General features: G+C 66.4%; 14 protein-coding genes. 5 read left to right on the forward strand and 9 right to left on the reverse strand.

The features are described 5' to 3' along the window. The first annotated feature begins 562 nt into the window (after positions 1 to 562). The gene (locus tag DB032_RS22390) at positions 563 to 2,227 is read left to right on the forward strand and encodes a YadA family autotransporter adhesin (RefSeq protein ID WP_158274397.1); all 1,665 of its coding nucleotides are present in this window, start codon (positions 563 to 565) and stop codon (positions 2,225 to 2,227) included. 43 nt (positions 2,228 to 2,270) lie between these two features. Further along, complete coding sequence (locus DB032_RS22395) at positions 2,271 to 2,699, forward strand: outer membrane protein assembly factor BamE (protein WP_158274398.1); 429 nt, start codon at positions 2,271 to 2,273, stop codon at positions 2,697 to 2,699. A 140-nt stretch (positions 2,700 to 2,839) separates the two neighbouring features. Here the strand turns inward: DB032_RS22395 and katG are convergent, their stop codons facing one another. From katG to DB032_RS22420, 5 genes are all read right to left on the reverse strand, one after another. Beyond that, a complete protein-coding gene (gene katG / locus DB032_RS22400; RefSeq protein ID WP_107801402.1) occupies positions 2,840 to 5,050 on the reverse strand; it encodes a catalase/peroxidase HPI in 2,211 nt (736 codons plus the stop codon). A 405-nt stretch (positions 5,051 to 5,455) separates the two neighbouring features. Further along, entirely contained in the window at positions 5,456 to 6,004 is a 549-nt protein-coding gene (locus tag DB032_RS22405) for a methylated-DNA--[protein]-cysteine S-methyltransferase (protein WP_107801403.1), read from the reverse strand. Positions 6,005 to 6,016: 12 nt separating this feature from the next. Then, positions 6,017 to 6,250, reverse strand: a complete 234-nt coding sequence (locus tag DB032_RS22410; RefSeq protein ID WP_107801404.1) for a helix-turn-helix transcriptional regulator — start codon at positions 6,248 to 6,250, stop codon at positions 6,017 to 6,019. Between the two features lie 9 nt (positions 6,251 to 6,259). Then, on the reverse strand, positions 6,260 to 6,820 hold the full coding sequence (locus tag DB032_RS22415; protein WP_048415378.1) for a DUF2975 domain-containing protein: 561 nt from the start codon (positions 6,818 to 6,820) through the stop codon (positions 6,260 to 6,262). Positions 6,821 to 7,428: 608 nt separating this feature from the next. Beyond that, a complete protein-coding gene (locus DB032_RS22420) occupies positions 7,429 to 7,854 on the reverse strand; it encodes an Lrp/AsnC family transcriptional regulator (protein ID WP_107801405.1) in 426 nt (141 codons plus the stop codon). A gap of 149 nt (positions 7,855 to 8,003) precedes the next feature. Here DB032_RS22420 and DB032_RS22425 point away from each other — a divergent pair, with 149 nt between their 5' ends. Next, positions 8,004 to 9,605 carry an NAD(P)/FAD-dependent oxidoreductase gene (locus DB032_RS22425; protein ID WP_107801406.1) on the forward strand — a complete coding sequence of 534 codons (1,602 nt, stop codon included), beginning with the start codon at positions 8,004 to 8,006 and terminating at the stop codon, positions 9,603 to 9,605. Positions 9,606 to 9,666: 61 nt separating this feature from the next. Here the strand turns inward: DB032_RS22425 and DB032_RS22430 are convergent, their stop codons facing one another. Further along, positions 9,667 to 11,706 carry a TonB-dependent receptor gene (locus DB032_RS22430; protein WP_107801407.1) on the reverse strand — a complete coding sequence of 680 codons (2,040 nt, stop codon included), beginning with the start codon at positions 11,704 to 11,706 and terminating at the stop codon, positions 9,667 to 9,669. A gap of 240 nt (positions 11,707 to 11,946) precedes the next feature. On the opposite strand from DB032_RS22430, the gene fes reads away from it, so the two are divergent. Then, positions 11,947 to 13,284, forward strand: coding sequence for an enterochelin esterase (gene fes, locus DB032_RS22435; protein ID WP_233246765.1), 1,338 nt, complete (start codon positions 11,947 to 11,949; stop codon positions 13,282 to 13,284). Between the two features lie 29 nt (positions 13,285 to 13,313). On the opposite strand, the gene DB032_RS22440 is transcribed toward fes, so the two are convergent. The 3 genes from DB032_RS22440 to fepD are packed head-to-tail and all read right to left on the reverse strand — an operon-like array spanning position 13,314 to position 16,218. Continuing rightward, a complete protein-coding gene (locus tag DB032_RS22440; protein ID WP_233246766.1) occupies positions 13,314 to 14,144 on the reverse strand; it encodes an ABC transporter ATP-binding protein in 831 nt (276 codons plus the stop codon). Further along, positions 14,141 to 15,184: an iron-enterobactin ABC transporter permease gene (gene fepG, locus DB032_RS22445; RefSeq protein ID WP_107801409.1), complete on the reverse strand. Its 1,044-nt coding sequence runs from the start codon at positions 15,182 to 15,184 to the stop codon at positions 14,141 to 14,143. Before fepG ends, DB032_RS22440 begins: the two co-directional genes overlap by 4 nt. Next, positions 15,181 to 16,218 carry a Fe(3+)-siderophore ABC transporter permease gene (gene fepD / locus DB032_RS22450; RefSeq protein WP_107802099.1) on the reverse strand — a complete coding sequence of 346 codons (1,038 nt, stop codon included), beginning with the start codon at positions 16,216 to 16,218 and terminating at the stop codon, positions 15,181 to 15,183. Before fepD ends, fepG begins: the two co-directional genes overlap by 4 nt. A gap of 164 nt (positions 16,219 to 16,382) precedes the next feature. On the opposite strand from fepD, the gene entS reads away from it, so the two are divergent. After that, on the forward strand, positions 16,383 to 17,663 hold the full coding sequence (gene entS / locus DB032_RS22455) for an enterobactin transporter EntS (RefSeq protein WP_107801410.1): 1,281 nt from the start codon (positions 16,383 to 16,385) through the stop codon (positions 17,661 to 17,663). Positions 17,664 to 18,119: the final 456 nt, after the last annotated feature.

An 18,119-nucleotide genomic window follows, 5' to 3' on the forward strand; every position in this document is an offset into this window, starting at 1 on the left:
GATGAGGGTGGCAAGAACGGAATTATCTCAGAAGCTGTTCAAAGTCCGCTGCGCTTTGTGAGATGCGGCGCGGCGAGCGCGCTGGGGCCGGATGGTTTTGGCGCCGGCTCCGGAAACGCGGCGTGTAAGCCACTGATATTCTATTTGAATTTTATCTATCAATCATGCGTATTGATAGATAAAACGAATTAATAGATTTAATTATTTCAATTTTCACAGATATTAACAGAATGTTAGGATTCATAAAAATCAAAGGCATAGCGTAGCCCCGCCGCGCCGAATAAGGGTTTGCAAGAGCTTGCCCTGTTCGAGCGCGGCGTGTCGCGAGCGGAGTGCCTGAATGCAGTGACAAGCCAGCGCCGCCGGCGGAGCCGCGTCGCGCCCCTGGACCGAACCGCGGCCGGCCATGGGTTTTCGGCGGGAATGCGCGTCTTCGCGTTTATCCCGCCCTAAGCCTGGAGCCGGCGGCGGGCTTGCCTGCAAAGACTTGCCTTAAGTGAATTCCATCAATCTGAAGAATGTGGTCTGTGAAATGAGTAATAAAGCATCTGAAGCAAAGCGTTTGTCCTCGCCCTCTCTGGCCTTGAGCGCATTGAGCCTGGCCGTGGCCTGTTCCTGGTCCGCCTTGGCGAGCGCCGACACGATCTCCAGCGTCGGCAGCAATAATGTCTACGGCGCGGGTTCGGTGGACCCGGCGGTGGCGAGCAACAGCAATAACTCCATCTATGGCGTGGGCGCCGGCAGCAATATGAACGGCACCAACAACTCGGCCTTTGGCGCCGCCGCCGGCGTGAATGTGACGGGGAGTTACAACACCTCGATCGGTCAGAACGCGGGCACCAATGTGCAGGGCAACAATAACGCTTTCATGGGCAACGACTCCGGCTACAACGTGACCGGCGACGCCAACGTGGGCACCGGCATCAACACCATCCGCAACGTCACCGGCACCGGCAACACCGGCAGCGGGGCCAATGCGGCCCAAGACATCCAGGGCGATTTCAACGCCGGCCTGGGCAACAACTCCAACCGCAACGTCACCGGCAGCTACAACACCAGCAGCGGCACCTTCTCCGGCTGGAACATCAAGGGCAGCAACAATACTGCCAACGGCGCGAATGCCGGCAGCAATGTCACGGGAGACAACAATACCGCGGTGGGCAGCTATGCCGGGCGCGGCGTGACCGGCAGCGGCAACTTCGCCGCCGGCAACCAGGCCGGCCAGAATGTGTCCGGCAGCAATAATGTGGCCATCGGCAATCATGCCGGCTCCAACACCAATGCCAGCAATGCGGTGGCGGTGGGCGACAATGCCGCCGCCAACGCCAACAATGCGCTGGCGCTGGGCAGCAACGCCCAGGCCAGCAATGTCAACGACGTCGCCTTGGGCGCCAACAGCCGGACCGCGGCGGCCAATCCCACCGCCAGCGGCGTGGTGGACGGCGTAACCTACAGCTACGCCGGCGCGGCCCCTTCCAGCGTGGTGAGCGTGGGCAGCGCGGGCAATGAGCGTCAAATCAGCAATGTCGCCGCCGGCCGGGTGAGCGGGACCAGCACCGACGCGGTGAACGGCAGCCAGCTGAACGCGACCAACCAGGCGGTGCAGCGGGTGAGTGCCAAGGTGGACAACGCCGGCGCCGGAACCGCGGCGGCCTTGGGCGGCGGCGCGTCCTACAACGCTCAGACCGGCGCGGTGAACGGTCCGAACTACACCGTTTACGGCAATACCGTGAACAATGTCGGCGATGCGATCGACCGGCTGCAGAAAAGCGGGCCGGTGCAGTATTCCGATCCCAGCGGCCGGACGACGACGACAAGCGCCGGCAACGACGTCACCCTGGTGGGCGGGGACGGCGGCAGGCCGGTGACCATCCACAATGTGGCGGCGGGCGCGCAGGGCACGGACGCGGTGAACGTGGACCAGCTGAATGCGGCCAACTTCAACAATCAGCAGCAATTCAAGCAGCTCAGGTCCGATCTGTCCGATACGCGCCGCGACGCGCTGGGCGCGGCGGCCGGCGCGATGGCGATGGCCGGCCTGCCGCAGGCATTCCTGCCCGGCAAGAGCATGTTGGCCGTGGCCACGGCCACCACCGGCGGCGAGTCCGCCATCGCGGTGGGCTTGTCCTCGCTGTCCGACAACGGCCGCTGGGTGGTGAAGTTCTCCGGCTCCACCAATACCCGCGGTCAGGGCGGCGCCAGCCTGGGCGCGGGCTTTCAGTGGTAAGCGGCAGGCAAGATCAATCAGCTGATAGTGAATGAGAGAGATGATGAAACAAGCGATATTCGGCGGCGCTTTCCGCTGCCTGCTGCTGGCGGCCGCCGGCGCGGCCTTGATGGGTTGCGGCAGCAGCCGCCTGAGCAAGATCACCGACGACGGCCGTCTGGCCGAACAGGCCAGCCCGGTCTGGCCCGGCATTGAAGCCAACCGCTGGCAGCCGGAAGGCAGCGTGCCCAATCCGGACAATCTGGCCAAGGTGCAGCCGGGTCTGAGCAAGGAACAGGTTTACGGCCTGATCGGCCGCCCGCATTTCGCCGAGGGGATGATCGATGTGCGGGAGTGGGATTATGTGCTGAATCTGAGCCCCAAGGACGGCGGGCAAGCCCGGGCTTGTCAGTACAAGCTGCTGTTCGACAAGCGGATGAAGCTGGCTTCGGTGATCTGGCGGCAGGAAGTCTGCGCCAAGATCGCATCCTAAAGCCTGATCCGACGCCGGAACCACGAAACGAAGCGCCTTGACCGGCGTTTCGTTTTTTTTTGCGCACAGTCCTTGCTGAGCGCGGCGCAAAAAAACGCGCGGCCCAGAGGCCGCGCGTTGTTTGCAGGGACGAACCGCGCTTATTTCAGATCGAAGCGGTCCAGATTCATCACCTTGTTCCAGGCGGCGACGAAGTCGCGGACAAACTTCTGCTGCGCATCGTTTTGAGCGTAGACCTCGGCCAGCGCCCGCAGCTGCGAGTTGGAGCCGAACACCAGGTCCACCCGGCTGCCGGTCCACTTGAGCGCGCCGGTTTTGCGGTCGCGGCCTTCGTACAGCTCATTGGCGCTGGAAGCCGGCTGCCAGGCCACGTTCATATCGAGCAGGTTGACGAAGAAGTCGTTGCTCAATACGCCCGGACGAGCGGTGAACACGCCGTGCGGCGCTTGATCCGCATTGGCGCCCAGCACGCGCAGGCCGCCCACCAGCACGGTCATTTCCGGCGCGCTCAGCGTCAGCAGCTGGGCTTTGTCCACCAGCAGCGCCTCCGCGGGCAAGGAATAAGCCTGTTTCTGATAATTGCGGAAACCGTCCGCCTGAGGCTCCAGCACGCTGAAGGATTCCACATCGGTCTGTTCCTGGCTGGCGTCGGTCCGGCCCGGCGCAAACGGCACGCTGACCTTGTGGCCGCCGGCCTGGGCGGCCGCTTCCACCGCCGCGCCGCCGGCCAGTACGATCAGGTCGGCCAGCGACACTTGCTTGCCGCCGCTCTGCGCGGCGTTGAAGTCCTGGCGGATGGCTTCCAGCGCTTTCAGCACGCGGGCCAATTGCGCCGGCTGGTTCACCGCCCAGTCTTTTTGCGGGGCCAGGCGGATGCGGGCGCCGTTGGCGCCGCCGCGCTTGTCCGATCCGCGGAAGCTGGAGGCGGAGGCCCAGGCGGTGGCCACCAGTTCGCTGACCGACAGGCCGGAGGCCAACACCTTGGCCTTGAGCGCGGCGATGTCCGCGTCGTTGATCAGCGGTTGACAGGCCGCCGGCAGCGGGTCTTGCCAGATCAGGTCTTCGGCCGGCACTTCCGGCCCCAGGTAGCGGGCCTTGGGCCCCATATCGCGGTGGGTCAGCTTGAACCAGGCGCGGGCGAAGGCGTCGGCGAAGGCGGCCGGGTTTTGATGGAAGCGGCGGGCGATGGGCTCGTAGATCGGGTCGAAGCGCAGCGACAGATCGGCGGTGGTCATCATCGGCGGGTGTTTCTTCGCCGGGTTGTGAGCGTCCGGGATCAGGTGTTCCGGTTTGACGTTCTTGGCCACCCACTGATGGGCGCCGGCCGGGCTCTTGGTCAGCTCCCAGTCGTAGCCGAACAAGGTGTCGAAATAGCCGTTGTCCCACTGCGTCGGATTGGGTTTCCACGCGCCCTCGATGCCGCTGGTGGTGGTGTATTCGCCCTTGCCGTCGCCCAAGCGGTTGATCCAGCCCAGGCCTTGCGCTTCCAGCGGCGCGGCCTCCGGCTCCGGGCCCACCAAGGCCGGATCGCCGGCGCCGTGGGCTTTACCGAAGGTATGGCCGCCGGCCACCAGGGCCACGGTTTCTTCATCGTTCATCGCCATGCGGGCGAAGGTTTCGCGCACGTCGCGGCCGGAAGCCAGCGGATCCGGATTGCCGTCCGGGCCTTCCGGGTTCACGTAGATCAAGCCCATCTGCACCGCGGCCAGCGGGTTGTCCAGCTGGCGGTCGCCGGAGTAGCGGCTGTTGGCCTCGGCGCTGGTGGCCAGCCATTTGGTTTCCGCGCCCCAGTAAACGTCTTCTTCCGGCTGCCAGATGTCCTGACGGCCGCCGCCGAAACCAAAGGTTTTGAAGCCCATGGATTCCAGCGCCACGTTGCCGGCCAGGATCATCAGGTCGGCCCAGGAAATTTGCTTGCCGTATTTTTGCTTGATCGGCCACAGCAGACGGCGCGCCTTGTCCAGGTTGCCGTTGTCCGGCCAGCTGTTGAGCGGAGCGAAGCGCTGATTGCCGGTGCCGCCGCCGCCGCGGCCGTCGGCGGTGCGGTAGGTGCCGGCGTCGTGCCAGGCCATGCGGATGAACAGGCCGCCGTAATGGCCCCAGTCGGCCGGCCACCAGTCCTGAGAGGTGGTCATCAGCGCCTTGAGGTCGTTTTTCAGCGTGGGGTAGTCCAGCTGTTGGAAGGCGGTGGGGTAGTCGAAGTCCGGGTCCAGCGGATTGGAGGCCGGGGCGTGCTGGTGCAGGATGTTGAGGTTGAGCTGGTTGGGCCACCAGTCGCGGTTGGATTGGGCGTTGACCACGGCCGGATTGCCGGTGGCGTGATGGAACGGGCACTTGGACGCGCTGCTCATGACAGACTCCTTAGGTCAAGGTGTTCAATGACTTGCTGGGATCAGCTTAGTGAAGCTTGCCGCGGGAAGCCATTGAGCAATTTCAATCAGCTCTATGGCTTCCGTCAATCAATCATGCTTTGGCGATAGTTAGTTCATTGGGCGCGCCGCATAGTTCCTGGGCTTGGGAATTAAGACGCGGCTTCAACGCCCTTGTCTACAATCCCGCGGAAGTACAGCGGACCCTGAGCAGGCTAGAGCCTGTTCCAAAGTCCCACGAGCAAGGGCGAGACAAGGCGAAAACAGCTGAGGAAGCGGAATGTACGCGTGGTACATGAGCATTTCGAAGGTGTTTTCAACGTCGAATCGCTGAAGCGCAGCAGACTTTGAACAGGTTCTAAGGGTGTGAAAGGCGTGGGCGGATGGTTAGAGGACGCGCTCGCGCTCATGCGCCAGGAGCCAGGCCTTGCGCTCCAGCCCCCCGCCGTAGCCGGTGAGCGCGCCGTCTTTGCCCAGCACGCGGTGGCAGGGGACGATGATGGAGAGGCGGTTGGCGCCGTTGGCGGCGGCCACGGCGCGGACGGATTGCGGGCGGCCCAGCCTTGCGGCCTGTTCCTGATAGCTGCGGGTGCGGCCGTAGGGCACGCTCAGCAGCAATCGCCAGACCGCCTGCTGGAAGGCGGTGCCGGGCAGGTGCAGCGCCACGTCGAAATCGCGGCGCGAGCCGGCGAAGTACTCGCCGATCTCGCGTTCGGCCTGGCGCAATAGCGGGCTGTCGCCGTCGGCGATCTCGGCGGACAGCAGGCGGCGCAGCGCCGCCAGTTCCGCGTCCACGATGGGCCGGTCGGTGAACTCCAGCAGGCACAGGCCATCCTGGCTGGCGCAGGCGATCATGGTGCCGAGCGGGGTGTCGAAGCGGCGCAAGAGCAGCGGCCCGGCCTGGCGGGCGGCATGGACGTGAATCGCTTGGGGCATGGTTAAGCCGGCTTACTCGCCGTTGCCGGCCGCGTCCGGCTCGGCCGGCACCAGCTGCAGCAAGTCGCCCGGCTGGCAGTCCAGATACAGACAGATCGCCTCCAGGGTGGAGAGCCGGAAGCCCTTGACCTTGCCTTGCTTCAGCAGCGACAGGTTTTGCTCGGTGATGCCGATGGCCTGGGCCAGGTCCTTGGATTTGACCTTGCGCTGGACGAGCAGCATGTCCAGATGGATTTTGATGGGCATGTGTCGCTTTCAGATGAATTGCTTATTTTCGCACGCCAGCGCAATGCCTTCTCGCTGAATGCGCGCAATGATCATGACCACGGCGGCAATGAACAGGCTTTCCAGGTTTTCGGTGTGGAAGCTGACGGCGATCAGCCGCTGTCCCTCCGGCCGCATCATGGTCAGCCAGGCGCTGATCATCGGTTGGGAGACGAGGTCCGCCAGCACCCAGAGCGCCACGCTGGAGCCCACCTTGGATAATAAGGACGCGGAGCGTTCCGTAAAGTATTCCCTGCGCGCATAGAGCTTGAACAAGCGGTGCAAGGCATACAGGCCTTGGGCCAGGATCAGCAGCGGGATGCAAGACAGGACCGCGCCGCCGGCGCGTTGCCACAGCGGCAAGCTAGGGAGATCGAACTCGCTTGAGCCGTAAAACCCTCTGACGGTGTCAACCGTGACGGTCAAGCCGGCGTCGATGATGGACTTGGGAAAGAGCCAGAACAGGATGTCCAGCAGCAGCATGGCGCCAATGCCCAAGACGGTGATGTAGGCCATGGCGGCGCAATAGCGGCTCAATCGCGTGGAGTTCATGAGGGTTCCTTGTGACGGGTTGGAAAGACAATGAGGTCGGAATTGCTAAAGTATCGCGAAACAATTATTTTTTATTGTAAAACGATCATTTTTTGCTGTGCAAGTTTGATTTGCATGCTGTTGCGGCAAGCACACGGCTTGGGCCCGCCGCGTGCGGCGCGCGGTGAGCCCTCAAGCCTGGCTGGGCGCGGCTTTTGGATTGTTTGGAGGCGTGTTGCGTAGAGTATACATATGGAACGACAAGTTATTATCGTTTAACAATAATTAGTTTGTGTAATACAGTCATCGTCTTTTGCGCGGAGGCGGACCGCCCTCGCGCGCTGTCTCAAACCCTGCCCGGCGCGTTTAGCGCCGGAGCAAAGAAAGAGCCTGGACGATGAGCGATGCAAATCAAGCGAGCGGCGCGCCGGAGCCCCCGCCTGGGCGGGCGGCCGCATGGCCGGCGCCGGCCCGTGTTTAAGACCTTGGGCCGCGGCCGGCGCGCGCGCCTGCTGTGCGTCTTGCTGGTGTGGGGGCTGGCGGCCTGCAGAGGAGAGGGCGCCGGCTTGAGAGCGGCGATGTCGCGGCCGTTTCAGGCCTTGACCGCGCTGGCGCGCGGGCCGGCGGGTTCAGCGGTCTATCCGCGTGGTCATCAGGATGGCGGTGCTGGTGCGCTCCACGCCGTCCAGCGCGCCGATGCGGTCGATCAGCCCGTCCAGCTCGGCCACGCCGGCGGCCTCCACGCCGGCGATGAAGTCGTGGACGCCGCTGACCGAGTGCAGGGTGCGGACCTGGGGCAGCCGGCGCAAGGCGCTTTCAATCGACGGGCTCAGCCGCGGCTCGGCGGCGATCATCACCAGCGCGCGCACTTGGGCGGCGTCGTGAGCGGCGCTGGTGCGCACGCTGTAGCCCAGGATCACGCCGCCGCGCTCCAGTCTTTCGATGCGGCTTTGCACCGTGGTGCGGGACAGGCCCAGCCGGCGCGCCAGTTCCGTGGTGGGCGCGCGGGCGTTTTCGCGCAGCAGCGCGAGCAATTGCTGATCGGTGGCGTCCATGGCGGCTCCGTGCGGGGTGGGCGATTTGGCGCTATGCCGGACTTTTCGTCAATCCGATCAATAATATCCGACAGTTCGTCGCTATGCGCGCTGCAATTTGCCGAACTTGATTCGAGAATGAGGCTTCCCCTGAGACGAGGAGCGAAGCGATGCGGGATGCGATCATTGTGGGCGGCGGCCACAACGGCCTGGTGTGCGCCCATTATCTGGCGCGGGCCGGGCTGAAGGTGACAGTGCTGGAACGGCGCGGCGTGGTGGGCGGCGCGGCGGTGACCGAGGAATTCCATCCCGGCTTCCGCAACTCGGTGGCCGCCTACACGGTGTCGCTGCTCAATCCCAAGGTGAGCCGCGACATGGAGCTGGCGCGTCACGGCCTGAAGGTGGTGGAGCGGCCCTTGTCCAACTTCCTGCCGCTGGACGACGGGGGCTATCTGAAAGTGGGGCCGGGCCGCACCGCGGCCGAAGTGGCGCGTTTTTCGCGCCGCGACGCCGAGCGGCTGGACGATTACGCGCGGCATCTGGACGCCGCCGCCGAGCTGCTGCGCGAGCTGGTGCTGCAAACGCCGCCCAATGCGGTGGCGGGCGGCTGGCTGAACGCCTTGCCGGAGCTGCTCAAGGCCGGCCGGCTGGGGCGGCGGCTGGGCAAGCTGGAACGGGCGCAGCAACGCGAATTGCTGGACTTGTTCACCAAGTCCGCCGGCGATTATCTGGACGGCTGGTTCGACAGCGATCCGATCAAGGCGGTTTACGGCTTCGACAGCGTGGTGGGCAACTACGCCAGCCCGTACGCGCCGGGTTCGGCCTATGTCCTGCTGCACCATGTGTTCGGCGAGGTCAACGGCCGCAAAGGCGCGTGGGGCCACGCGCTGGGCGGCATGGGCGCCATCACCCAGGCCATGGCCCGCTCGGCGCGCGAGCGCGGCGCGGAGATCCGCACCGACAGCGCGGTGCGCGAAGTGTTGCTGGACAAGGGCCGGGCGGTGGGCGTGGTGACGGACCGCGGCGAGCGGCTGGACGCGCGCGTGGTGGTGTCCAATCTCAATCCGCGGCTGCTCTACACCCAGCTGCTGGACCCGGCGGCGCTGCCGGCGGATTTCCTGCGCCGGATGCAGAGCTGGCGCTGCGGCTCCGGCACCTTCCGCATGAACGTGGCCCTGTCCGAGCTGCCGGATTTCAGCTGTCTGCCGGGCAAGGCGCAGGCGGAGCACCACGGCAGCGGCATCATCATCGCGCCCAGCCTGGCCTATATGGAGCGCGCTTATCACGACGCGCGCGAACGCGGCTGGTCCGGCCGGCCCATTGTGGAAGTGCTGATCCCGTCCACGCTGGACCCGTCCTTGGCGCCGCCGGGCCAACACGTGGCCAGCCTGTTTTGCCAGCACGTGGCGCCGCAATTGCCGGACGGCGCCAGCTGGGACGATCACCGCGAAGAAGTGGCGGACCTGATGATAGACACCGTCGCCCGCTACGCGCCCAATTTCAAGGGCGCGGTGCTGGGGCGGCAGATCATGAGCCCGCTGGATCTGGAGCGCACCTTCGGCCTGGTGGGCGGCGACATTTTCCACGGCGCGCTGGGCCTGGATCAGCTGTTCTCGGCGCGGCCCATGCTGGGTCACGCCGATTACCGCGGCCCCATTCCCGGCCTGTACACCTGCGGCGCCGGCGCTCACCCCGGCGGCGGCGTCACCGGCGCGCCCGGCCACAACGCGGCGCGCGAGGTGCTGCGCGATCTGGGGCGCCGCATGGCCTGAGCGCCAGGCAAAAAAAAGCCCGCGGCGCGAGCCGACGGGCCAAAGGGCTATCAAGAGGGAATCAGTAGAAGCGGTAATCCAGGGTCAGGCCGACGGTGCGCGGCGCGCCGACCACGCCCAGATTGTTGCCGCGCGCCGGCAGCTGCGCGTACAGCACGCCCTGGTTGCCCAGATTGTTGATGTAGCCGCGCACCGTCCAGGCGGCGCTTTCGTAGCCGGCGTTGAGGTTGGCCACGGTGTAGTCGCCGGCGGTGCGGCTGCGTTCATTGTTGATGTCGGAGTAGTAAGACCCCACGCGGTTCAGGCTGCCGCCGACGAACAGGCCGTGATCCAGCCGCTGTTTGAAGCCCAGGTTCACCGTCAGGTGGGGCGCGTAGTTGAATTGATTGCCCTGGATGCCGGGGTTGGCGGCGTCGCTCTGAGTCACCTTGGTGTTCAGCAGACCCAGGCCGGCGCTCAGCGTCAGCCGCGGCGTGGCCCGCGCCTTGGTTTCCAGCTCCAGGCCGTAGCTTTCGCCCTTGGGAATATTGGTGAAGCGCGAGCCCAGGATGGCCTGGTAGCCGGTGTACTGGTTGAAGAAGGCGTTGACGTTGAGGCTGAGACGCTGCTCCAGGAAGCTGGAGCGGCTGCTGGCCTCGTAAGCGGTGACTTCTTCCTTGTTGTAGGTGTAGTACTCGTTGTTGTTGTCCAGGCCGGAGCCGCCGGCGTTGTAGCCTTTGCGCACCGAGAAGCCCAGCGTGGTGTCCGGGCTGTATTTGTAGCTGAGGCCGGCCTTGGGCAGGAACAGCGTTTCGCCGATATCGAAGTCGGCGCGGGCCTGCTTGGGCATGCCCGGCTGCAGCGTGGTGTTGCGGCGCTGCGTCTCCCGCTCCACGCGGCTGCCCAGATTGAGGCTCCAGCGTTCGTTCAGCGCCAGCGTGGCCTCGCCGTAGACGGCCTGGGTTTTCAGCTTGTCCTTGGCCGCCACGCGCGGCGCGGCATTCATGTCCTGATCCCTATCGTAGTAATACGCGCCCACCACGCCGCTGAGCGCGCCGTTTTGCGGCGCATAGCTCAGCCGCGCCTCGGCGGTATTGCTCTTCTCATCCAGCCGCATGCGGAAATCGCTGCTGTCCACGAAGGCGCTGACGTTGTCGGCGTGGCCCAGCAGCAACTGGGCGCTCCAGGCGTCGTTGAACTGGTATTGCAGATCGGTGCTGACGGTGTTGTTGAAGGAATCCTGATAACGCGCCTCGGTGGACAGGCGGTGGTATTGGTAATCGAAGTAATTGCCGTCCACATAGTTCAGGTATTCGCCCTTGTTCTTGCGGTGCGACACCGTCAGCTTGGCGCTGAAGCCGGGCAGGGCGCCGGGCTTCCACAGCAGTTTGCCGCGCGCGCTGCTGTGCTTGAGGTCGGACGGATCCCACGGCGTGTTGCCGCCCGGATAATTGACGTAGCTGTGGCCGTTCAGGCCTTCGGCGGCGATGCGGAAGGCCAGCTCCTCGGTGATCGGCCCGGACACCATGCCGGCCAGCGTGGCCTTGCCGTTCTTGTTTTCGTAGCCGGCGCGCAGCGCGCCCTCCCAATCGAAGCTGGGGTCCTTGGTGTTGATCACCACGGCGCCGGCCAGCGTATTGCGGCCCTGAGTGGTGGACTGCGGGCCGCGCAGCACTTCTATCTGTTCCACGTCCCAGGGGCTGGCGTCCACGTAACGCTGGCCGTTCCAGCTTTCCGGCATGCCGTCCACCGTGGTGCTGACCCGCGGGCGGGAGCCGGAAACCAGGGTGTTGTAGCCGGTGCCGGGGCCGGTGCCTTCCACGCCGCGGATATTGACGATGCCGGCGCCGTTGCTGCTGGCGTTGGGCGTGGCGGCCACGCTGTCGTACACCGATTTGTCGCCGCCGTGATCCATGTCGCGGATCACCGTCACCGCGGTGCTGGTGTCCTTCAGCGAGCGTTTGAGCTTTTCACCGGTGACGGTGACCGTGGGCAGCGCGGTTTGCTGGTCCTGAGCGTCGGGCGCCGCCAGCGCCGCGTGCGAGAGCGTCAGGCCGCCGATGCCGGCCAGCGCCAGCCGGGCGGACAGGGCAAGGGGAAGGCGTTTCAGATTGTGTTCCATCGTGCTGCGATTCCTGTTTTTTTTGTGCGTGACTCGAGATCGGCGCGCTTCTGAAGTTCGGCGGCGTCGTCTGGCTGGCGAGGAATCGTTGGCTACTGCGGCGAGGGGAACGAGGAGCGCGGACGGCCCTTGCGGGTCGTTGCGATCACCAGGGGCAAATGATAGTATTTCTCATTCGCATTATGCAAATAAGGTGCGAACATTCTTGCTCAAGCACCGCGAAAAACGCCAGGAAACAAGATGCAGACAATGGAAGAAACGGCGTGGAATCAACACGCTGCGCGCAGTGCGGCTTGCTTGCAACACCCTGAGGCGGGCCAGCCGGCCTGGTGGGAGCGCCTGGCCACCGTGGGCGCGCCGCTCACCGAACGCCTGCCGGACGGCAGCGTATGCGTGACCTTTCTCTGGCGGGACCCCAACGGACCCGCCGCCCGTTCTCCGCTGGCCCGCGTCTACGTGGACGTCAATTCCGTTACCGATCACCATCGCGCCCAGCCGCAGTCGCTGGCGCGGCTGGGCGACACCGACGTCTGGTGGTGGCAGACCGAGCTGCCGGCCAACTGGCGCGGCAGCTACGCCTATATTCCGGTCACCGCCGAGCAGGCTCCGCCGGCGCCGGACGCCGACGCGCGCGCCAGCCGGCTACGCCACCGCCAATGGTGGCTGGACATCATGAGCCGGGCGGCGGCGGACCCGCTCAACCCCCGCGCCGGCTATGTCAGCAGCTGGGGCGCGCCCTTGTCCGCGCTGCACCTGGACGCGGCGCCGGACCAGCATGCCTGGCAAGCCTGGGATCTGCGCCGCCAGGGCGCGGACCCGGCGCGGCTGAGCGTGATCCAGTGGGACAGCGCGCGGCTGGGCAAGACGCGCAGGGTCTGGCTGTACCAAACCGGCGCGCTGCCGGTCAAGGAGCGCGGCGAGCGGCCGCTGGCCATTTTGCTGGACGGCCAGCACTGGGCCGAGCGCATGCCGGTGTTCGCCGCGCTGGACGCGGACACCCGGCGAGGCCGGCTGCCGCCGGCGGTTTATCTCTTGGTGGACGTTATCGACAACCGGCATCGGGAGCAGGACCTGCCCTGCAACGCCGATTTCTGGCTGGCGCTGCAACAGGAACTGCTGCCGCAGGCGGAGCGCGTCGCGCCGTTCAGCGCGCGGCCGGAACGCACGGCGGTGGCGGGGCAGAGCTACGGCGGCCTGGCGGCGATGTTCGCCGGCCTGCGCTGGCCGGAGCGCTTCGGCTGCGTGCTCAGCCAGTCCGGCTCCTTCTGGTGGCCTTACGTGGAACTGCACGAACGCGCCCGCGCCGCCAGCGAACGACGGCTGCCCGGCAGCCGCGGCCGGCTGACGGAACAACTGGAGGCCGGCGAACTGCCGCCGGGACGGCTGCGGATCTATCAGGAAGTGGGCAGCCGCGAAGAAGTGATGCTGGACGTCAACGCCAGCCAGCGCGCGGCGCTGGAGCGCGCCGGCCATTGCGTGCGCTACCAGGCGTTCGAAGGCGGCCACGACTGGCTGTGCTGGCGCGGCGGCCTGCTGGACGGACTGGCCTGGCTGTGGCGGGAGCCGGCGGAAGGTTGAGCCGGCGGGAGGGGGCTGAGCTCCGGTTCTCAAGCCCCGCGTGGAATCACCATCGGCGTATGGCTGACCGGATCGTCGATGATCAGGCAGCGCAGGCCGAACACCTGTTCGATCAAATCCGCGGTGACGATGTCGCGCGGCGCGCCCTCGGCCACGATGCGGCCGTCGCGCATCGCGATCAGATGGCTGGCGTAGCGACAGGCGTGGTTGATGTCGTGCAGCACCGCCACCAGCGTGCGGCCGCCGTCGCGGTTCAAGCGGCGGAACAACTCCAACAGCTCGATCTGATGCGCGATGTCCAGATAGGTGGTCGGCTCGTCCAGCAGCAGCAGCGGCGTTTGCTGCGCCAGCGCCATCGCCACCCACACCCGCTGGCGCTGGCCGCCGGACAATTCGTCCACCAGCCGGTCCGCCAGCGCGTCGGTGCCGGTGGCCGCCAGCGCCAGGCTCACCGCCTCCTCGTCCTCCCGGCTCCATTGCCGCAACAGGCTCTGATGCGGGTAGCGCCCGCGCGCCACCAGGTCCGCCACGGCGATGCCGTCCGGCGCCACCGCGCTTTGCGGCAGCAAGCCCAGCTGCCGCGCCACCGTCTTGGCCGGGAAACTGTGGATGTCGCGGCCGTCCAGGCACACCTGGCCGGACAGCGGCTTCAACAGCCGGCTCAGGCTGCGCAGCAAGGTGGATTTGCCGCAGCCGTTGGGGCCGATGATCACGCTGAAGGAGCCGTCGGGGATCCGCACGTCCAACTGCTCGCAAATGGTGCGCTGGCGGTAGCCCAGCCGCAGGCGCTCGCCGCGCAGCCGCGGCAGGTCCGCGCCGGTTGCCGGCGCGGCGTCCAGTTTCAAATTCAGGGAAGTCACGGTTTTCGGGCTCCGGTTTGACGCAGCAACAGCCACAGCAGATACAGGCCGCCAATGCAGATGGTGACGACGCCCACCGGCAGCTGACGGGGATAGAAGAACTGCTGGGCGCCGTAATCCGCGGCCAGCAGCAAGAGCGCGCCGGTCCAGGCCGCGGTCAGCGGGCTGGTGGCCTGGGTGCGGCGCAGGCGCAGCGCGATTTGCGGCGCGGCCAGCGCGATGAAGGAAATCGGCCCGGCCGCGGCGGTGGCGGAAGCGATCAGCGCCACCCCCAGGCCCATCAGCCACAGCCGGGTGCGTTCCGCCGGCACGCCCAGCGCGCTGGCGCAGTCGTCGCCCATCTCCAGCAGGCGCATGCGCCGCTGCAGCGTCAGCGCCGCCGCCATCGCCAGCAGGCAGCACAGCGCGGAGGGCAGGCCCTTGTTCCAGGTCATGCCGTTGAGCGTGCCCGCCCCCCAGGTGGCCGCGCTCATCGCCGCCTCCAGGCTGGCGCTGATCAGCAGCCAGTGATTGAGCGCGCTCAGCATGGCGCTGACGGCGATGCCGACGATGATCAGGCGGAAGCCGTGCGCGCCTTGCCGCCAGGCCAGCAGATACACCAGGCCGGCGGACAGCAGGCCGCCGGCCAGCGCGCCGCCGGCGATCTGGAAATGGCCGCCGTTGAACAGGGTGATCACCACCAGCGCGCCGGTATAGGCGCCGGTGTTGAAGCCCACCACGTCCGGGCTGCCCAGCGGGTTGCGGATCAAGGACTGGAAAATCGCGCCGCTCATGCCCAGCGCCGCGCCCACCACCAAGGCCATCAACACCCGCGGCAGCCGCCATTGCTGCACCACCGCCACCTCCAGCCGGCCGCCCTGGCCCTGCAAGGCCTGCCACACTTGTTCCAGGCTCATGGGCAAGGCGCCGGCGCGCAAGCTCATCGCCGCCAGCGCCGCGCAGGCGGCGGCCAACAGCAAACAGGTCCACAGCCCGCCCAGCGCCAGCCGGCCGTTGCAGCGGCCGTCCGGGCTGCCCCAGCTCAACACCGCCGGCTTCACGAGCGGCCTCCGGGCGCGGCGTGGCGGCGCGCCAGCCAGATCAAGGCCGGCGCGCCGATGAAGGCGGTGACGATGGAGACCCGCAGCTCGCCCGGCGTCAGCAGGCGGCCGACGATGTCCGAGCTCAACAGCAGAATGGGGGCCAGCAGCAAGGTGAAGGGCAGGGTCCAGCGCAGATCGGCGCCGCCCAGCCAGCGGGCCAGATGGGGAATCATCAGGCCGATGAAGGCGATGGGGCCGGCCACGGCGGTGCTGGCGCCGCACAGCAGGGTGATGGCCAGCACCGCGCCGGCCTGGATCAGCAGCGGCCGGCCGCCCAGGCTCACCGCCAGATCGCTGCCCATGCCCAAAGTGTTCAAGGGCCGAGCCAGCAGCAGCGCCAGCAGGCCGCCGGCGGCGATGACCGGAGCCACCAGCGCCACCGGGGTCATGCTGCGCACGTCCAGCGTGCCGGCGTTCCAGTAGCGCAGCTGATTGAAGGCCAGCGGGTCCAGCAGGGTGATGGCGGTGGACAAGCCCATCAGCACCGCGCTGACGGCCACGCCGGCCAGCACGAAGCGCAGTGGGTCCATGCGGCGCCCGCGCGCGCCCACCGCGTACACCAGCAAGGTGGCGCCCAGCGCTCCGGCGGCGGCGCAGCCCAGATAGCCCAGCTGGCTGTCCACGCCCCAGGCCGCCACGCCCAGCACCATGGCGAAGCTGGCGCCGGCGTTGACGCCCAGCACGCCGGGGTCCGCCAGCGGATTGCGCGACAGCGCCTGGATCAGCGCGCCGGACAGGCCCAGCGCCGCGCCGGCCAGCAGGCCCAGCAGGGTGCGGGGCAAGCGGCCTTGCAGCACGATCACGCTGTCCGGATCGCCGCCGCCGTGCAGCAGGCTGCGCCATACGACGGAGGCCGGAATCGATTTGGCGCCCAGCATCAGGCTTAACAGGGCAATGGCCGCCAGCGCGGCCAGGCAGCACAGCAACAGAGTCAGGCGGCGGCTTGGCGGCGCCGTGGGCGCGAGCAGGGCCGAGGCGGGACGGATTGACATGATCAAATGCAAATGATTCCTAATACAGACTGCTGATGTTACCATGCGGCATCCATAACGGAACACCATCTTGCCGGGCGCGCGCGGGAAGCAAACCACGCCGTCCGCCGGGCGCGCCGGCGCATGCCAAGCGGCCTCCACCCCTGTCGAGATAAAACTTTGTCATGAAAAAGTCGCCTATCTTCGTTGATTTCAGCCTGCTCAGGCTCAACCCGCATTTCCGCTCCATCTTCATCGCCCGCATGATCTCGGTGTTCGCCTTCGGCATCCTGATGGTGGCGGTGCCGGTGCAAATCCATCAGCTCACCGGCTCCACGCTGCAAGTGGGCGCAGCGATGGCGCTGGACGGCGTCGGCATGTTCGCCGGCCTGATGTGCGGCGGCGTGCTGGCGGACCGCATGGACCGCCGCCGGCTGATTCTGCTGGGCCGCTCGCTGTGCGGTCTGGGCTTTCTGGCGCTGGCGCTCAACGGCTTCATGACCAACCCCTCGGTGCTGGCGCTCTACGTGGTGTCGGCCTGGGACGGTTTTTTCAGCGGCATCGGCATCACCTCGCTGATGGCGTCCATCCCGGTGCTGGTCGGCCGTGAAAACCTGCCGGCCGCCGGCGCGCTGAGCATGCTGACCATGCGCATCGGCGGCGTGCTGTCGCCCTTGTTGGGCGGCCTGATCATCGCCGCCGTCGGGGTCAACTGGAACTATCTGCTGGCCGGCGTCGGCACGCTGGCCACCCTGATCCCGCTGACGCGTTTGCCGTCCTTGAAGCCGCAGGGCGGGGAGCCGGCGCACCCGCTGCGTTCCTTGCTGGAGGGTTTCCAGTTCCTGTGGCAGAACAAGGTGGTGGGCGCGGTGGTGGCGGTGGGCACGCTGCAAACCCTGCTCAGCGCGGTGCGGGTGTTGTATCCCTCGCTGGCGGAGGACGGTTACGGCGGCGGCGCTTTCGAGGTGGGCCTGATGTATTCGGCGGTGCCGCTGGGCGCGATGATAGGCGCGTTCACCAGCGGTTGGGTGGGCGGTTTGAGCCGCCCCGGCGCGGTGATGTTGAGCTGCGTGCTGGCTTCGTCGCTGAGCATCGCCTCCTTGGGTCTGGTCCATCATCTGGCTTACGGCCTGCTGGCCTTGGCCTTGCTGGGTTATTTCGGCTCCATCGCGTCCTTGTTGCAGTTCACCCTGGTGCAGGGCAATACGCCGGATCATTTGCTGGGCCGGGTGAACAGTCTGTGGAACGCGCAGGATGTGGTGGGCGATGGTCTGGGCGCTTTGGGTCTGGGCGCGCTGGCGCGGGCCTTGGCGCCGTTGACGGCGGTGGGCTGGTTCGGCGCGGCGGCTGCGGCGGCCAGTCTGGCGATGTGCGGGGCTTTTGGGTCTTTGCGGCGTTTGGCCGGCGGCGCGGCCGCCGAGGCGGAGGCGGCCGGGGGGGCGGCGCGGCAGGGGGCGGGGTCTTAGAGTCTGTTTACGATCTGCTGCGCGTCGGCGATACGGCGTTGAAAACGCCTTCGAAATGCTCATGTACCGTATGTACATTCCGCTTTCTCAGCCGTTTTCGCCTTGTCTCGCTCTAGCTCGCGAGATCGTAAACACACTCTTAGCTGTTAGGGTTTGTTGGCGCGGATGTTGTTGCAGGGCGGAAACCTCGGTTGGGGTTTTCGCCCTTTTTGCATTTGTTGTGGGGGCGGGGGCTTCCTTCCGGAACCTGTTAGGAGAGGTAAGCCATCTGTAGGTGAAATGAGGGTTTTGAATCCGCTGCGCGGATGATGGTTTTGATTGCCGGGGCTGCCCGGCAGGCAGGAAGGGGAATTTGCTCGGCCAAATTCCCTCTCACTGAGCGAATCAAAGATTCGCACGTAGACACCCCAAAGGCCGCCCTGCAAGCCTGGCCTGCGGCTTCCCGCCGGGTCCCGT

The sequence above is a fragment of the Chromobacterium sp. Panama genome (assembly GCF_003052555.1).
In the GTDB taxonomy this organism is placed as follows: Bacteria; Pseudomonadota; Gammaproteobacteria; order Burkholderiales; family Chromobacteriaceae; genus Chromobacterium.

Bases quoted from the DNA above. Each gene is read 5' to 3' on its own strand.
- DB032_RS22395 (WP_158274398.1), top strand. From the start codon at position 2,271: ATGAAACAAGCGATATTCGGCGGCGCTTTCCGCTGCCTGCTGCTGGCG.
- katG (WP_107801402.1), bottom strand. From the start codon at position 5,050: ATGAGCAGCGCGTCCAAGTGCCCGTTCCATCACGCCACCGGCAATCCG.
- DB032_RS22405 (WP_107801403.1), bottom strand. From the start codon at position 6,004: ATGCCCCAAGCGATTCACGTCCATGCCGCCCGCCAGGCCGGGCCGCTG.
- DB032_RS22410 (WP_107801404.1), bottom strand. From the start codon at position 6,250: ATGCCCATCAAAATCCATCTGGACATGCTGCTCGTCCAGCGCAAGGTC.
- DB032_RS22415 (WP_048415378.1), bottom strand. From the start codon at position 6,820: ATGAACTCCACGCGATTGAGCCGCTATTGCGCCGCCATGGCCTACATC.
- DB032_RS22420 (WP_107801405.1), bottom strand. From the start codon at position 7,854: ATGGACGCCACCGATCAGCAATTGCTCGCGCTGCTGCGCGAAAACGCC.
- DB032_RS22425 (WP_107801406.1), top strand. From the start codon at position 8,004: ATGCGGGATGCGATCATTGTGGGCGGCGGCCACAACGGCCTGGTGTGC.
- DB032_RS22430 (WP_107801407.1), bottom strand. From the start codon at position 11,706: ATGGAACACAATCTGAAACGCCTTCCCCTTGCCCTGTCCGCCCGGCTG.
- fes (WP_233246765.1), top strand. From the start codon at position 11,947: ATGCAGACAATGGAAGAAACGGCGTGGAATCAACACGCTGCGCGCAGT.
- fepD (WP_107802099.1), bottom strand. From the start codon at position 16,218: ATGTCAATCCGTCCCGCCTCGGCCCTGCTCGCGCCCACGGCGCCGCCA.
- entS (WP_107801410.1), top strand. From the start codon at position 16,383: ATGAAAAAGTCGCCTATCTTCGTTGATTTCAGCCTGCTCAGGCTCAAC.